This window comes from Duganella sp. HH101 (assembly GCF_001758795.1).
GTDB classification, from domain to species: domain Bacteria; phylum Pseudomonadota; class Gammaproteobacteria; order Burkholderiales; family Burkholderiaceae_D; genus Rugamonas; species Rugamonas rivuli.
This window is the reverse complement of sequence record NZ_LRON01000001.1, coordinates 562,746-577,758: the sequence shown is the minus strand read 5'-3', so window position 1 is coordinate 577,758 and position 15,013 is coordinate 562,746. Positions and strand designations below refer to the sequence as shown.

The window sequence follows — 15,013 nt, the reverse complement described above, 5'->3', positions numbered from 1 at the left end:
GAGAGTATGGGAAAAAGCAAATTGCTGGTGGTGGAAGACGATACGGGCCTGCAGAAGCAGCTGCGCTGGAGCCTGGACGCCTACGAAGTCGTGGTGGCCGACGACTGCGAGTCGGCGATGGCCCAGCTGCGCCGGCACCAGCCGGCGGTCGTGACCATGGACCTAGGCCTGCCGCCCGATCCGGACGGCGCGGGCGAGGGACTGGCGCTGTTGCAGCAGATGCTGGCGGCGGCGCCGGATACCAAGGTGATCATCCTGTCCGGCAACCAGGCGCGCGAGCATGCGCTGAAGGCGATTGCCATGGGGGCCTACGATTTCCATCAGAAGCCGCTGGATGCGGACACGCTGTCGCTGGTGGTCGCGCGGGCTTTCTATCTGCACACGATGCAGCAGGAAAACCGCCGCATGCTGCAAATCCAGTCCGATTCGCCGCTGGCCGGCATCATCAGCCGCGATCCGGGCATGCTGAAAGTGTGCCGCAGCGTGGAGCGGGTGGCGCCGTCGTCGGCGTCGGTGATGCTGCTGGGCGACTCGGGCAGCGGCAAGGAATTGATCGCGCGCGGCCTGCACCGCCTGAGCACGCGCCATGACAAGCGCTTTATCGCCATCAACTGCGCAGCCATCCCCGAGCAACTGCTGGAAAGCGAGCTGTTCGGCTACGAGAAAGGCGCGTTCACCGGCGCCCAGCGGCAGACGCTGGGCAAGCTGGAGCTGGCGCACGGCGGCACCTTCTTCCTCGACGAGATCGGCGACATGGCGCTGCCGCTGCAGGCCAAGCTGTTGCGGTTCCTGCAGGAGCGCGTGATCGAGCGGGTGGGCGGCCGCCATGAGATCAGTATCGACGTGCGCATCGTCTGCGCGACGCACCAGAACCTGAAATCGCTGGCCGACAGCGGCCGCTTCCGCGAGGACTTGTTCTACCGGCTGAGCGAGATCGTGCTGTCGATACCGCCACTGCGGGAGCGGGTCGGCGACAGCGCCTTGCTGGCGCACCATTTCAAGAACAAGTTCTGCGCCAGCGAGTCGCGCCCGGCGCTGCATTTCAGTCCAGAGGCGCTGGCGGCGATCGAGGCCTATCCGTGGCCGGGCAATGTGCGGGAGATGGAGAACTGCATACGGCGGGCGGTCATCATGGCCGACGGTCCGCAGATCGCGCCGTTGGATTTGGGCCTGCCGGACAGTGTCGAGGGCGAGGCCAGCGTCAACCTGCGCCAGGCGCGCGAGGCGGCCGAGTACAAGGTGATGGTGCAGGCGCTGGCGCGGGTCGACGGCAACATCGTCAAGGCGGCCGAGTTGCTGGGGGTGAGCCGTCCGACCCTGTACGACCTGATGAGCCACCACGGCTTGAAATAGCGTCTAGTCCGGCTCGCGCCATTGGCCGGCGGCCATCAGCTGGTTGCGCAGTCCCGGCAACGGGAAACCCATGGCGTAGGCCTTGTGGGCGCTGGCGCGGGCCTGTTCGTAGTCCTTGCGTTTCAGGTAGAGCAGGCCGAGGTTGTAGTGGGTGGTGGGGTTGTCCGGTTCCAGGCGGGCCGCTTCCTTCAGCTGGTCCAGCGCGGCGGCGGTCTGGCCCAGCCCCAGCAGGTAGGCGCCGTACAGCGCGCGGACGCGGGCGTCGTCGGGGCGGAAGCGCATGGCGCGGTCGAAAAAACAGTCGATGGAGTAGCGGGCGCCGACCGGCTTGCGGTTCTTGTCGCGCAGCGCCAGTTTGGTCATGGCCGCCAGTGCGCGGTGATGATTGGGGAAGTGCTCCAGCGTGTAGCTGATGTCGGCGCCGAGCGGGCCGGTCGCGCCGCGCACCAGCCGCTCGACGTCCGGAGTGAAATGGTAATTTTCGACAATGCTCAGGCCTTCGCGGTCGGTGGCGTTGGTGTAGTCGCCGCCGGGGTCGTGGCGGACGTAGCTGCCGCAATCTTCGACGACAGCCTGCGGCGGCATGGCTGCGGCGGCGCTGCAGGCGAGTATCAACAGGACGTGACAGGTCAGGCGGGCGTTGAGGTTCATGTCGGCTCCCGGGCGCTGGCGCGGTCCAGCAGAGCGGCCAGCTGGCGGGTGCGGGCGGCGCGCGAATGGCTGAGTACGAGGGCGGGCGCGGCGCGCGGCGCCTGGTTTGCGCGGCACAGCTGCAGAAAGCGCAGCAGCTGGGCGGCGATGTCGCTGGCGTTGTCGAGCTGGCCTATCGTGTGGATGCCGGCGTGGCGCAGCGCGGCGGCGGTGTCGCCGGCGGCGTCGGCCAGGGCCAGCAGCGGACGGTTGGCGCGCAGGTATTCGTAGAGCTTGGCCGGAATCTGGTCGTTGCAGTTGGCGGCCTGGAGCAGCAGCAAGCCATCGGCGCCCAGCATTTCGGCCAGCGCCTCGCGGTGCGGGAGCGGCGCAGTCAGTTCGACCAGGTCGGCTGCGCCCGGGTGGCGCTGCAGCAGTGCGCGCAGGTGATCGTCGTGCGCGCTGGCGCGCAGGCGCAGACGGAAATCCCCGGGAGCGAGGCGGCCTTCGCCGCGCAGCTTGGCCAGGGCCGCAAACAAGGGGCCGGGGTCGCGTTCGGAGGGGTAGATGACGCCGCTGTGCAGCAAGGTGAACTGGCCGTGCGGCGATGTGGCCGGGGCCGGTGCGGTCTCGGCATCGATGAAGCTCGATTCGTCGTAGCCATTTTCGATCAGCACCAGGCGTTGTGCGGCGGCGGATCCGTGGCGCTGGCCCAGCCGAAGCAAGGCGCCCGGCGTCGCGCACACGACGGCGGCGGCGCGGCGCACGGCTTGCTGCTCGATCCAGCCGTGGATGCGGCGGCGGCGCGGATCGGGCGGGTAGCCGGTGTCGACCATGGGGTCGCGCTGGTCGGCTATCCACGGGATGCCGCTGAGCCGGTGCAGGCTCAGCGCGATCAGGTGCGCGGTGGCGATAGGATAGCTGGACCAGATGGCGTCCGGCCGGTATTCGCGGATCAGGCGCAAGCCGGCCGGCACCGCGCCCAGCCACCAGGATATCCAGCGGTCAGGCTGGGCCAGCAGTTCAAGGTAGCGCCCGCGCAGCGCGAGATGGCGGGCGCTGTCCAGCGCGAAACTGCGGTGTACGGGGACACGGGGGGGATCGTCCGTGGGGCCGATGTCTTCGTAGGCACGCGGATGCACCGTCAGTACCAGCGGCTGCCAGCCGTGCTGAGGCAGATAGCGCGTGAACGCCAGCGTGCGGTGGATGCCGCTGCCGCCGCACATCGGCGGATAGTGATAGGCGATCATCAGCACGCGTTTTACCATGATGCGATCCAGGCGAGGCAGGCAGCGGAAACGTCGGCACGCCAGTGCTTGCTGGAGAAGGTGTGGTTGGCGTGTGGAACGTGGCTCAGTTGCACGCGCGGGCCGTCGAGCAGCTTGCGCCAGTGCGGATGGTGGTCCGGCAGCGCCGAAAATTCCCTGGCGCCCAGGTCCGCGCCGCTGAGCACGATGAGAATGCGGCCCGGGAACTCGGACAGGGCGCGGTGCAGACGCTGCGGCAAGGACGGTGCGGACTTTGCGCCTTCGCCAGTGCTGGGCCGTTGTGTCGCCGCGGCCGCCAGTTCGATAACCGAATGCACCGTGCGGCCGATGTGTAGCGTGCCGCCGGCTAGCTTGCGCCAGAAACCGCGCTCCAGCAGGCGCTGCACGTAGTAGTGGCGCAGCGTCGCACGGGCGTGCCCCTGTTCGGTGCGCACCCAGGGATTGAGCATGACGAGGCCGGCGACGCGGGGATCGCGCGCCGCATGGCAGGCAGCGGCGGTGGCGCCGTCGCACAATCCCCACAGCACCAGCTCTTTCATGGCCGGCAGCAGCTTGAAAAATTCGGCGATGGCGGCGTCGAGATCGTCGTCCACGCGTTCGAAGTCGCGCGGGTCGCCTTCGCTGTCGCCCATGCCGCGATAGTCGAAACGCATCACGGGGATCCCGCACGCGGCCAGCTCCTGCGCCATCAGGACGAAATGGCGGTGGCTGCCGACGCGGTACTGCGGCCCGCCCGTGACGACCAGCACGCCGCGTGGTTTGGGCACGGCTGGAAAATCCACGACGCCGACCAGCCAGCAATCGCCGCAAGCGAAATACACGGCCCGACGTTGCCCGTTCATGCCGCTTGCACCGGCATAGCGGCCAGCGTGGCCTGGATCAGGCCGGGGACTTCGGCGATCTCCGGTGTGGACCAGAAGGGCAGGCCTGGCAGCGGGTAGGCGTCGACCTCGGCGCCGGCGCGTTCCCAGCGCTCCAGCAGCAGGGCCGAGGCCGGCTGCAAGGCGGCGTCTTGTTCCGGCGCCGACAGTTCCAGCCATTGCACGGCGCAGGGCGGCGCGCTGGATGCTTCGGCCTGCTGGATGGCGTCGGCCAGTTCGGCCGCCAGCATGTAGCCGGCCACTTCGCTCATCTTCGCCGGCAGCGATGGCGCCGGCTGGGACGTGCCCAGCATCCGGGCCGCGCTGTTCAGGCGCATGAATTGGTGCAGATGGGCGCGTCCGCTGACGACCGCTTGCCACATCACCAGTCCTGCCGGCGCCGGCCGCGCTTGTGCCGCGAACTGCAAGGCCAGCAGGGCGCCCAGGCGCAGGCCCCACAGGTAGGCGGGGGCCGGGCAATGCTGCGTCAGCCATCGCCAGCCCAGCGCGAGATCCGCCAGCCACAGATGCCAGCGGGCATCCGAGAAGTCGCCGCTGCTGTCGCCGCAGCCGTACAGGTCCAGTTGCAGCACGCCGTAGCCGGCACGGGCGTAGGCGCGCGCCTGCAGCGCCGCCATGCGCCGGCTTTTGTTGAGCTCTTCTGCGAACGGATGCACATACAGCACCGAACCGCGCAGCGGTACGTCCGGGTGCGGCGGGTGGTACAGGCAAAAGCGTTCGCCCACATCTGCCGGCAGAAAGAAGGGTTCCGCGTGGGGCCGCTGAAGACGAATGTTCACGTCAGTTTTCCTTCGACGAAAGAGGTCAGGGTGCGGACGGTGGCGAAGTGGACGGCGCTGATTTCGTCATCCTCGACGGTGAAGCCAAATTGTTCCTCCAGCGCCATGATCAGGTTGACGACCGCCATCGAATCAAGCTCGGGCATGCTGCCCAGCAAGAGGGTTTCCTGTTCCAGAGGCCTGGCGCCCAGGCCCAGTGTGGCGCGCAGAATCCGGCAAACTTGATCGAGGACGGGCATGTGGACTCCTAGGGGGCGATGTCTGGCAGCGAACTGGTATCGAACGTCAATTGCGGGCAATCGGATGGATGGCGCGAGAGATGGAAATAGGGCGCCAGCGTCGCCCACATCCATTGCCAGCGGCCGCAGCGCAGGAACAGCGCGCCGCCCAGGCGGACCATGCCGATGCGCGCGTGCGCCCGCATTGACGCGGGGTTGAAGGCGGAAATCCGGCTGCAGGTCCAGCGCACGCCGCGCTGCCGCAGCTGGCGCCGGGCGCTCTCCCACAGGCGCGGGAAGACCCAGCCCACGCGCTCCTCCGGCCGCACCCAGACATCGAAATCCCACGCCGCGCGCGACGACGCCAGCCGGTAGCGCACGCGCACTTCGTCTTCCAGATAGGTATCGGAAACCAGCCACAGAAACCCGGCCAGCCGGCCTTTGCGCCAGGCCGCCAGGCTGCTCGCACCCTGGGCGTAGCGCTGGCTCACCACATGGTCCGGACGGGGATAGTCGGGCGGCCTGGCGTCCGCAGCGGTTTGCGCGCGGATGTCGATATCCAGCCCGCGCGCGCCGCACAACGGGACGTCGCCGACGTACTGGGCCACAAAATGGTAGCGATGCAGCGCCCAGGAGCCGGCGCTGGCCGCCGCCAGCAACTGGCCGAGCCAATACAGGATGGCGTTGAGCCAGCCCAGTTGCGCATAGGTGTGACGCAGGCCGGTAGTCATGGAGGCGAGTCCGAATGTGGGCGGAATCCGCATTAGACTCCGCCGTCGACGCGGCGAGTTTGAGCCAGCACAAGCGAACGCCATGCTTGAGCGATATCAAGAACCGAGGGGCGATTTATCTCAATCATAGAGGGCAGTCCTTCTATGGGGTGTCGCCATGACGCAGTTAGTTCACCAATTAATTTTCCAGTCGGCGCAACGCGAGCCCAGGCGGCAGGCGCTGTCGTACCAGGGCGTCGGACTGAACTATGTCGCGCTGGCGCAGATGGTGCAGGTGGCCGCGGCTGCCTGGGTGCACAACGGACTGGGCCGCGGCGAGCGGTTGGCTGTCTTCATGGAAAAGCGTGAAGAGGCGGTGGTCGCCATGTTTGGCGCGGCTGCGGCCGGCTCGGTGTTCGTGCCGGTCAATCCGGTGCTGAAGCCGGACCAGGTCGCGCACATCCTGTCCGATTGCGATGTGCGGATACTGGTGACGACGCGCGAGCGCTACAATCTGCTGGCGGCAGCGTTGGCGACGTGTCCGGCACTGCGCAAGGTGATCGTCATCGGGCCGATGGAATCCCTGGCGCCGCCGGACGGGGTGCAGTTGCTGGCATGGCGCGATTGCATGCGCGATGCGCCACAGCCGGCGCCGCATGCGTGCATCGATACCGACGTCGCGGCGATACTGTACACCTCGGGCAGCACGGGCAGGCCGAAGGGCGTGGTGCTGTCGCACCGCAATCTGGTGGCCGGGGCGCTGAGCGTTTCTTCTTATCTGGGCAATACGCCGGAAGACCGCATCCTGTGCGTGTTGCCGCTGAGCTTTGACTACGGCTTGAGCCAGCTGACCACGGCCTTTGCCGTCGGCGCCTGCGCGGTGCTGCTGAACCACCTGCTGCAACGCGACATCCTCGACGCCGTCCAGCATGAGCGCATCACCGGGCTGGCCGCCGTGCCGCCGCTGTGGATGCAGCTGGCGGAGCTGGACTGGCGCCACGCGCAGCGGCTGCGCTACATCACCAATTCCGGCGGCGCCATGCAGCGGCATACGCTGGCGGCGCTGCGCAAAAGCTTGCCGTACACGCAGATCTACCTGATGTACGGTTTGACCGAGGCTTTCCGTTCCACGTTTCTGGCGCCGGAGCAGCTGGACCGGCGTCCCGATTCCATCGGCAAGGCGATTCCCAACGCCGAAATCCTGGTGCTGCGTGGCGACGGCTCGAACTGCGCGCCCAACGAGCCGGGCGAACTCGTGCATCGCGGCGCCATGGTGGCGATGGGCTACTGGAACGATGCGCAGCGCACCGCCGAGCGCTTCCGTCCGCTGCCTGACCGGCTGGGCGGCCTGCCGGTGCCCGAACTGGCGGTCTGGTCTGGCGACACCGTGCGCTGCGACGATGAAGGATATCTGTACTTTATTGGCCGCAGCGATGACATGATCAAGACCTCCGGCTACCGCGTCAGTCCGACCGAGGTGGAGGAAGTGGTGTACGCGACCGGTCTGGTTGCAGAGGCCGCCGCGCTGGGCGTACCGCACGCGACACTGGGACAGTCCATCGCGCTGATCGCGGCCGCCATGCCGCAAGGCGCCGTCGACAGCGCGGCGTTGTTGGCGGCCTGCCGTCAGGCCCTGCCGGCCTACATGGTGCCTGCGACGGTCGAGATCCGCCAGACACCGTTGCCGCGCAATCCAAACGGCAAGATCGACCGCAAGCTGCTGGCCGATCAACTGGCCGCCTCACGGTGCGAGCCGTGATGGCGCCGCTGGATGCGCCGCAGCACGTTGCGTTGTACCAGTTCCCGGTGCTGGAGGATGTGCTGCAGTTGGGCGGCATCCGGCTGACGCGGCTGGCGGAGCGCGTCGGCCGCACGCCGTTCTATGCCTATGAGCGCAGCCATATCGCCACCCGCGTCGCCACGCTGCGGCAGGCGCTGCCGGAAGGCGTGCATCTGCACTACGCCGTCAAGGCCAACCCCATGCCGGCGCTGGTGCAGATGATGGCCGGGCTGGTGGATGGCTTTGACGTGGCGTCCGGCGGCGAGATGAAGGTGGCGCTGGATGCGGGCATGCCGGCCGATCGCATCAGTCTTGCCGGACCGGGCAAGCGCGATGCGGAGTTGCGTTGTGCGGTGGCGGCGGGCGTGTTGCTGCATCTGGAGTCCGAGCCCGAAATGGAACGCGCCGCCCGCATGGGCGGCGAACTGGGCATGACGCCGCGCGTGGCGGTGCGCGTGAATCCGGATTTCGAACTGAAGCTGGCGGGCATGAAGATGGGCGGCGGCCCGCGCCAATTCGGCGTCGATGCGGCGCGGGTGCCGGCGATGCTGCGGCGGCTGGCGTCGCTGGGCCTGGATTTCCATGGCTTCCATCTGTTTTGCGGTGCGCAGAATCTTTCCGCCGAGGCGATCTGCGAGGCGCAGCGGCTGAGCGTACAACTAGCCTTGCGTCTGGCAGAGCATGCCCCCGCGCCCCTGCGCATGTTGAATATCGGCGGCGGCTTTGGCGTGCCGTACTTCCCAGGCGAGCGCCCACTCGACCTGCCTGCCGTCGCCGATGGCGTGCAGCAGTGCCAGCACCTGCTGCGGCAGGCCTCGCCGCAGGCCACCCTGATCCTCGAACTGGGCCGCTATCTGGTGGCCGAGGGCGGCATCTATGTCTGCCGCGTGCTGGAGCGCAAGCGTTCGCATGGACAGACCTTCCTGATCACCGATGGCGGCCTGCATCAGCATCTGGCCGCCTCAGGCAATTTCGGCCAGGTGATCCGCAAGAACTTTCCCGTCGTCATAGGCAATCGCGTCCATGGCGGGCCGCGTGAGACGGTGTCGGTGGTCGGCCCGCTGTGCACGCCGCTGGATCTGCTGGCCGATCGCATGGAGCTGGCGCGCGCCGAGGTCGGCGACCTGGTGGTGGTGCTGCAGTCCGGCGCCTATGGGTTGACGGCGAGCCCGACTGCGTTTCTTGGCCATCCCGCGCCCTTGGAGGTGTTGGTATGAGTGGTTTGTGCGGTTATCTGGGTACTGCGGAGGGCGCGGCGGTCCAGCACCTGCTGGCCGGCATGGCGGCGCCGCTGGTGCGGTTTGACGATAGCCCGATTCGCATTGCCGCCGCGCAGCGGGGCGGCATCGCCGTGGCGGCCGCGGCGGGCAGCGCCAGCGTGCACGGCAGTGGCGGCGTGCTGGTGGCGGTGTGGGGACGTCCTCTGTTGAATGGTTGCGCCGAGAATCTTGCCGAGCGTTTTGCCGCGCTGTGGCAGGTCCACGGCGCCAAGGCTTGCGCGGCCTTGTCCGGCCCGTTCGCGGTGTGCGCGATGGCGGAGCCGGGCGGCCAGCTGCTGCTGGCCATCGACCGCAGCGGCGTGCACACCATGCACTATCAACAGCTGACGCAGGGCGTGCTGTTCGGCTCATCGGCTGCCGCGTTGCAGGCCCACCCGATGGCAGTGAAGACGCTGGACCCGCAGTCCATCTACAACTATCTGTATTTCCACACGGTGCCGGCGCCGCGCACCGTGTTTCGCGGCCAGCGCCGTCTGCAGCCTGGCGAGTATGTGCAGTACCGGCACGGCCATCTGGAGACTGGCCAGTATTGGAAGATGGAGTACCAGGAAGAAAGCAATATGCCCTTTGGCGAACTCAAACGGCAATTCCTGAGCACGCTGGAGGGCTCGGTGCGGCGTGCGTCCGGCGGCGCCAGGACCGGCGCTTTCCTGAGCGGCGGGACGGACAGTTCCACGCTCGCGGGCATGTTGGCCCGCGTCAGCGGCACGGCGCCGCGTACCTACTCGATAGGTTTCGATGTCGCGGGCTATGACGAAATGCGCTACGCCCGCATTGCCGCCCGACATTTCGGCGCCGATCATCACGAACTGTACGTGACGGCCGGCGACGTCGCCAACGCGATACCCCGCATCGCGGCCGCGTCGGACCAGCCTTTCGGCAACTCGTCCGCCGTACCCGCCTATTATTGCGCCAACATGGCGCGCGCCGACGGTGTGACGCGCTTGCTGGGTGGCGATGGCGGCGACGAATTGTTCGGCGGCAACGAGCGCTATGCGCACCAGGCCGTGCTGTCGCGCTACGAACAGTTGCCGTCGGCATTGCGCCAGGTGGCGCTGGAGCCTTTGCTGTTCGGCCTGGCGGGCCAGCTGGACTTGACGATGTTGCGCAAGGCGCGCAGCTATATCGAGCAGGCGCTGATGCCCATGCCTGCGCGGCTGGAAACCTACAATCTGCTGCTGCGTTATGGGCCGGCGGAGGTGCTGCATGCCGACTTCCTGGCCGGCGTGGACGAGAGCGGCCCGATCGGCCAGCTGAACGACTGCTATTGGCAGGGCAAGGGGCTGAGCCAGATCAATCGCATGCAGACGCTGGATTTGCGCTACACGCTTGCCGACAACGATCTGCGCAAGGTCAGCCTTGCGTGCGAGCTGGGCGGCGTGGAGGTGGCGTTTCCCTTCCTGAGCGACGAGATGCTGGCGTTCTCGGGGCGGTTGTCGCCGAAGGACAAGTTGAACGGCACCCGGCTGCGCTATTTCTTCAAGCGGGCGCTGCGCGGTTATCTGCCGGCGGCGATACTGCGCAAGAAGAAGCATGGCTTCGGCTTGCCTTTCGGCTACTGGCTGCAGCGTGACGCGGGCTTGCAAGGGCTGGTGCTCGATAGTTTGAGCGATCTGAAGAAGCGGCAGATCATCCGCGCCGACTTCATCGACCGCCTGATGCGCACGCTGATCGCCGAGCATCCGGCCTATCACGGCACGATGGTGTGGGTGCTGATGATGTTGGAACAGTGGCTGGCCAGGTCAGACGCGCCGGTTCGCAAGTAGGCGCAGCAGGAAGCGCGGACGGTCCCGCTCCCACGGCGTGTAGCGCGGCAGTTGCAGCGGATCGCTGGCGGCGTCCGCGGCGCCGGACACGGTGCTGAATGCGGCGGTGAAACCGCTCGCCTTGACCATGGCGACATGGCGCTGGTCGTAATCCAGGCCAGGCTTGCCGTTTGGATAGGCGAACAGCGCGACCGGCGTCTGCGTGATGGCTTCCAGTGCGGTCTTGCCCCGGACGATGTCGGCCAAGGCGTCGGCATCCGGCAGCTTCGCCAGGATCGGATGCGATGCCGTATGCGCGCCGATTTCCATGCCGGCCGCCTGCAATTGCCGCAGCTGATGCGTGCGCATCATCAATTCTTCGGCCGGCGCCGGCGCCATGCCTTGCGCCAGCTGATGGCGTTGGCGCTGCGGCAGGTATTTCAACGCATCGAGCAGGCGGTCTACGGCCAGCTGCTTCTGGCGCAGCGTCTGCACCGGCAGCGCGGCGCAGCCTGGCGCCGCTGTCTCCAGCACTGCTTGTTGCGCATGGCGCACGCCGGCGATCACAGCGTCGTTCCACATGCGGCCGCCGTTCAGGTAGTCGCTGGCGATGAAGAAGGCGGCGGACAATCCGTGGCGTTGCAGCACCGGCAGCGCCCATTCGGCGTTGTCGGCGTAGCCGTCGTCGAAGGTGATGCAGGCGGCCCACGCCGGCAGCGTTCCCTGGCGCAAGCGGCTGACGGCCTCGCTGACCGGCAATACACGGAAGCAGCGCTTCAGCAAGGCCATGTGACGGTCGAACAGGCGGGCGTCCGGCAGTTCGGGCAGCAGCGGATCGGGTTGCGCGAGCACCCGGTGATAGACCAGGATAGACAGGCGCTGGTTCATGGCTGCCCGATGGCGGGGCGCCCGCCGCCGACGTGGCCCAGCGTGGCCGCAGTCGTTGCGGTTTGCCGGCCTGCGATCAGCAGGCGGGTGGAGACGATGACGCCCATCAGGTAATACGGGACGTCGAAATACAGCAAGCTCAGGAAAGCGCCACCGACGGCGAAGCCGACGAAACTGGCTTGTATCATCGTCGCCAGTTGCTGTGCCCATTCCAGTTCCGGCTGGTTCCGGCTGTGCCGTACGATCCAGGCCGCCGAACGCCAGGTCATGCCCAGCAGCAGCAGATACAGCCCCAGCCCGATGAATCCATGTTCGCCCAAAGCCTGGAAGTAGATGCTATGGGCGGCGTGGATGTCGGTGGGATTGGGCGCGTACAGGAAGAAGGCGCCCGGTTCGGCGATCTCGAAGCCGCCGCCGAAGAAGCGGTCCCTGGCCAGGTTCCAGGCCATGTACCAGGCGTTGATGCGGCCCATCGCGGATTCGTCTTCCTGGTAGGCGCCGATGCTGTCCATGCGTTCGCTCCAGCGCTCCGGCATGAACAGGAAGGCCAGCGGCGCCAGCAGGACGATCAGCGCGCCGCCGGCCAGCTTGTGGCGGCTCTTCAGCCACATGAAGACGATCATGGCGGCGATCGCCAGCAGGCCGCCGCGCGAGTAGGAGCCGATGGCCGCCAGCGCGCTCAGCAGCATCGTCGCGCTCAGGCCGTGCCGCAGCCAGCGCTGGTCGCTGCGCTGCTGCAGGTAGTGCATCAACGGGATGGTCATGATCAGGGCCAGCGCGATGGCGTTGTTGTCGCCGATAAAAGTACCTTCCGGCCCCCAGACGCGGTCGACGCCGCCGCTGCGTATCGTGAAGATGCCGCCTTTGACGCCGTAGTAGCCGATCGACATGGTCAGCACCCACATCAGGCGCTGGATATCCTCGCGGCTGCGTATCACCGTCATCGTTACCAGACTCATCAGCATGATCTTCATGACCTTGCTCCATTGCGTGTAGGCCGTTTCGGGATACAGGGCGAACAGGGTGGTGACGTTCATCCACAACGCCAGCGTGATCATCGTGAACGTGATGCCGGACATCGGCAGCGCCTTGGGCAGGCGCGAGATGGCGACGCTGAACAGCGTGGCGACGGCGACGATGAAGGCGAAGGGGAAGGTGGTGGCGAAGCCCCAGCCTTGGGTGTGCGGATTCATCACGCTGATCCACACCCACATCAGCACGCCGTTGACGGGATTGCGCAGGATCAGTGGCAGGCTGCCGAAGACGATGAGGGTGATCAGAATGTCGCGCATGGCCGGGAAACTCGTTGATGCGGCTCAACGATGCCATTGAGCCTGTCACTACACTGGATTGTCACGTGCTGCAATCATAGGATAGGGAGGATGCGCCCTTGTTGACCGTTCTCATGGCGACTTGTAATGGCGAGCAGACCTTGTCCAGGGTGCTGGAGGGATATTGCCGTTTGCAGGCGCCGCGCCAGGCCTGGCAGTTGCTGGTCGTCGAGAACGGCAGCAGCGACGGCACGGGCGCACTGGTCGCCAGCTATCAGGACCGGCTGCCGCTGCATCTGCTGCGCAGCCCGCATCCGGGCAAGAACGCGGCCCTGAACCTGGCGGTGGAATGGGCCTTGCGCCATGACGGCGGCGAGGGCCTCTATATTTTCAGCGACGACGATGCGACGCCCGCGCCGGATTGGCTGGTGCAGTGGGAAGACTGCGCCGACGCCCATCCCGGCTATGCCGTCTTCGGCGGCGCCATCGCGCCCGATTGGGCGGAGGCGCCGCCCGAGTGGCTGCCCCGGCTGGTGCCGACCGGCTTGACGTTCGGCCTGACCGCCCCCGACCTGCCGGACGGCCCGGTCTTTCCCGGGCTGGTGTGGGGAGCGAACATGGCGATGCGGCGGGCGGTGTTCGCGGCCGGCTATCGCTACGACACGGCGATAGGCCCCAACGGCGGCGCCTATGCCATGGGCGGCGAGACCGAACTGACCCGCAGGCTTGCGCTGGCCGGCTATCCGGCGTGGTTTTGTCCCAAGGCGCGGGTGGGGCACTACATCCGCAGGCATCAGCTGACCGCCGCCTACGTGCTCGACAAGGCGTGGCGCTTCGGACGGGGCAAGTATCGGCAAGACCGTCCCGGCACTTTCCCCGAATGGTGCGGCGTGCCGCGCTGGATGCTGATGCGCTACGCGCTGGAGTGCCTGGGCTATCTGCGGGCCCGGCTGACGGGAGCCGGCGACCGGCTGTTTCGGCGGCGCTGGGAGCTGGCCTATCTGCGCGGCTATTTTGCCGAGGCCCGGCTTGGGCGGCGCGCCACGGGGCGGCAGGTGCTGATCACCAGCTACTCGGGCGAACTGGGCGGGATGGAGATGCGCATGGCGCAGGAGGTCCGCTATCTGCGCCAGGCCGGCGCCGATGGCAGCCTGGCGCTGCGCCGCTTCGCCGGCATCGACGCCTGGTCGAGGCAGCTGGCGCGCGAACAGATCACGGTGGCGGAGTTCGATCCGCCCCGGTTCTTCGAGCAATGGGCCTGGCGGCGCTGGAATCTGCTGCGGGCGCGGCTGTGGGCTGCGCGGCGGCTGCGGGCTTTCCGCGCGGACCTGGTGCATGTGGCCTGGTGCTGGACCAACTATGGCGCTTCCGTGTTGTGGCTGGCGCGCTACTGCCGCCTGCCCGCGGTCGTCAGCGTGCACAACGCCTTCCCGGCGGCGGAGATCAGCGCCTGGCATCGCCCGTTGCTGCGGCAAGCCTTTGATGGCGTGCGCGGCGTGTACGCGGTATCGCAGTCGGCGCTGGACCACTTCATGGCGATTTATCGGCCGTATTTGCAGGCCTCCACGCGCGTGGCCGTGATACCGAATTGTGTCGATACCGACCGCTTCAAACCAGGCGAAGCCTTGCGCCGCGCCGCCCGGTCGGCGCTGGGCTTGCCGGAAGATGCGCTGGTGATCGGCGCCGCGGCCCGCCTTTCCGAGCAGAAGCGGCCGATGCTGCTGCTGGAGCTGTTCATATTGCTGCGCCAGCGCTACCCGCGCCTGCATCTGCTGATGGCCGGCAGCGGGCCGCTGGAGGCGGAGCTGAAGGAAACAGTTCGCCTGGCCGGATTGGCGCCGTACGTCGTCTTCACCGGCTTTGTCGCGGCGATAGAAACAGTGTTGCCGGCGCTGGACCTGCACATCCTGATGAGCCGGAACGAGGGCTTCGGCATCGCCACCATCGAAGCGATGGCCTGCGGCGTGCCCGTGGTGGCGACCGATGTGCCGGGCAGCGCGGACATCCTGCGCGACAGCCAGGGCGGCGTATTGGTGCCGGCGCACGATCTGGATGCGGCCTCGGCCATCGTCGCGGGCTTGCTCGACGACCCCGGGCGGCGGCGAAGCATGGGGCGGCTGGCGCGGGACGAGGCGGTCTCCCGCTACAGCTGCACGGTCGTGGGCAAGCAGGTGCTTGCCTTCTATGATCAGCTGATCTGAGGCGCGGCG

At 67.3% G+C, this 15,013-nt stretch carries 13 protein-coding genes; 5 read left to right on the top strand and 8 right to left on the bottom strand.

Annotated features, from left to right (window positions below; genetic code table 11):
- The first annotated feature begins 6 nt into the window (after positions 1 to 6).
- The gene (prsR, locus tag DUGA2_RS02145; RefSeq protein WP_070266955.1) at positions 7 to 1,353 is read left to right on the top strand and encodes a PEP-CTERM-box response regulator transcription factor; all 1,347 of its coding nucleotides are present in this window, start codon (positions 7 to 9) and stop codon (positions 1,351 to 1,353) included.
- A gap of 3 nt (positions 1,354 to 1,356) precedes the next feature.
- Here the strand turns inward: prsR and DUGA2_RS02140 are convergent, their stop codons facing one another.
- The 6 genes from DUGA2_RS02140 to DUGA2_RS02115 are packed head-to-tail and all read right to left on the bottom strand — an operon-like array spanning position 1,357 to position 5,860.
- A complete protein-coding gene (locus DUGA2_RS02140) occupies positions 1,357 to 2,004 on the bottom strand; it encodes a tetratricopeptide repeat protein (RefSeq protein WP_070266954.1) in 648 nt (215 codons plus the stop codon).
- The gene (locus DUGA2_RS02135; protein ID WP_070266953.1) at positions 2,001 to 3,251 is read right to left on the bottom strand and encodes a glycosyltransferase; all 1,251 of its coding nucleotides are present in this window, start codon (positions 3,249 to 3,251) and stop codon (positions 2,001 to 2,003) included. Before DUGA2_RS02135 ends, DUGA2_RS02140 begins: the two co-directional genes overlap by 4 nt.
- Complete coding sequence (locus DUGA2_RS02130) at positions 3,245 to 4,093, bottom strand: hydrolase 1, exosortase A system-associated (RefSeq protein ID WP_070266952.1); 849 nt, start codon at positions 4,091 to 4,093, stop codon at positions 3,245 to 3,247. The genes DUGA2_RS02135 and DUGA2_RS02130 overlap by 7 nt, the downstream gene beginning before the upstream one ends.
- Complete coding sequence (locus DUGA2_RS02125) at positions 4,090 to 4,911, bottom strand: hydrolase 2, exosortase A system-associated (protein WP_070266951.1); 822 nt, start codon at positions 4,909 to 4,911, stop codon at positions 4,090 to 4,092. Before DUGA2_RS02125 ends, DUGA2_RS02130 begins: the two co-directional genes overlap by 4 nt.
- A complete protein-coding gene (locus DUGA2_RS02120) occupies positions 4,908 to 5,150 on the bottom strand; it encodes an acyl carrier protein (protein WP_070266950.1) in 243 nt (80 codons plus the stop codon). Before DUGA2_RS02120 ends, DUGA2_RS02125 begins: the two co-directional genes overlap by 4 nt.
- Before the next feature lie 8 nt (positions 5,151 to 5,158).
- The gene (locus DUGA2_RS02115; RefSeq protein ID WP_070266949.1) at positions 5,159 to 5,860 is read right to left on the bottom strand and encodes a hypothetical protein; all 702 of its coding nucleotides are present in this window, start codon (positions 5,858 to 5,860) and stop codon (positions 5,159 to 5,161) included.
- A gap of 157 nt (positions 5,861 to 6,017) precedes the next feature.
- Here DUGA2_RS02115 and DUGA2_RS02110 point away from each other — a divergent pair, with 157 nt between their 5' ends.
- From DUGA2_RS02110 to DUGA2_RS02100, 3 genes are read left to right on the top strand one after another with little or no spacing between them, the layout of a single operon-like run.
- Positions 6,018 to 7,598 (top strand): acyl-CoA ligase (AMP-forming), exosortase A system-associated, encoded by a 1,581-nt coding sequence (locus tag DUGA2_RS02110; RefSeq protein ID WP_070266948.1) that lies wholly within the window; start codon positions 6,018 to 6,020, stop codon positions 7,596 to 7,598.
- Positions 7,598 to 8,836: a pyridoxal-dependent decarboxylase, exosortase A system-associated gene (locus tag DUGA2_RS02105; protein WP_070266947.1), complete on the top strand. Its 1,239-nt coding sequence runs from the start codon at positions 7,598 to 7,600 to the stop codon at positions 8,834 to 8,836. Before DUGA2_RS02110 ends, DUGA2_RS02105 begins: the two co-directional genes overlap by 1 nt.
- Positions 8,833 to 10,665: an asparagine synthetase B gene (locus DUGA2_RS02100; RefSeq protein WP_070266946.1), complete on the top strand. Its 1,833-nt coding sequence runs from the start codon at positions 8,833 to 8,835 to the stop codon at positions 10,663 to 10,665. The genes DUGA2_RS02105 and DUGA2_RS02100 overlap by 4 nt, the downstream gene beginning before the upstream one ends.
- Here the strand turns inward: DUGA2_RS02100 and DUGA2_RS02095 are convergent.
- On the bottom strand, positions 10,642 to 11,532 hold the full coding sequence (locus DUGA2_RS02095) for a polysaccharide deacetylase family protein (RefSeq protein ID WP_070266945.1): 891 nt from the start codon (positions 11,530 to 11,532) through the stop codon (positions 10,642 to 10,644). The genes DUGA2_RS02100 and DUGA2_RS02095 overlap by 24 nt on opposite strands.
- Positions 11,529 to 12,824 (bottom strand): putative O-glycosylation ligase, exosortase A system-associated, encoded by a 1,296-nt coding sequence (locus DUGA2_RS02090; protein ID WP_070266944.1) that lies wholly within the window; start codon positions 12,822 to 12,824, stop codon positions 11,529 to 11,531. The genes DUGA2_RS02095 and DUGA2_RS02090 overlap by 4 nt, the downstream gene beginning before the upstream one ends.
- 98 nt (positions 12,825 to 12,922) lie before the next feature.
- On the opposite strand from DUGA2_RS02090, the gene DUGA2_RS02085 reads away from it, so the two are divergent.
- Positions 12,923 to 15,004 (top strand): glycosyltransferase, encoded by a 2,082-nt coding sequence (locus DUGA2_RS02085; RefSeq protein ID WP_229214565.1) that lies wholly within the window; start codon positions 12,923 to 12,925, stop codon positions 15,002 to 15,004.
- Positions 15,005 to 15,013: the final 9 nt, after the last annotated feature.

Coding starts and splice junctions, on each gene's coding strand:
- DUGA2_RS02090 (WP_070266944.1), bottom strand. CDS start 12,824: ATGCGCGACATTCTGATCACCCTCATCGTCTTCGGCAGCCTGCCACTG.
- DUGA2_RS02130 (WP_070266952.1), bottom strand. CDS start 4,093: ATGAACGGGCAACGTCGGGCCGTGTATTTCGCTTGCGGCGATTGCTGG.
- DUGA2_RS02135 (WP_070266953.1), bottom strand. CDS start 3,251: ATGGTAAAACGCGTGCTGATGATCGCCTATCACTATCCGCCGATGTGC.
- prsR (WP_070266955.1), top strand. CDS start 7: ATGGGAAAAAGCAAATTGCTGGTGGTGGAAGACGATACGGGCCTGCAG.
- DUGA2_RS02100 (WP_070266946.1), top strand. CDS start 8,833: ATGAGTGGTTTGTGCGGTTATCTGGGTACTGCGGAGGGCGCGGCGGTC.
- DUGA2_RS02095 (WP_070266945.1), bottom strand. CDS start 11,532: ATGAACCAGCGCCTGTCTATCCTGGTCTATCACCGGGTGCTCGCGCAA.
- DUGA2_RS02140 (WP_070266954.1), bottom strand. CDS start 2,004: ATGAACCTCAACGCCCGCCTGACCTGTCACGTCCTGTTGATACTCGCC.
- DUGA2_RS02110 (WP_070266948.1), top strand. CDS start 6,018: ATGACGCAGTTAGTTCACCAATTAATTTTCCAGTCGGCGCAACGCGAG.
- DUGA2_RS02115 (WP_070266949.1), bottom strand. CDS start 5,860: ATGACTACCGGCCTGCGTCACACCTATGCGCAACTGGGCTGGCTCAAC.
- DUGA2_RS02105 (WP_070266947.1), top strand. CDS start 7,598: ATGGCGCCGCTGGATGCGCCGCAGCACGTTGCGTTGTACCAGTTCCCG.
- DUGA2_RS02120 (WP_070266950.1), bottom strand. CDS start 5,150: ATGCCCGTCCTCGATCAAGTTTGCCGGATTCTGCGCGCCACACTGGGC.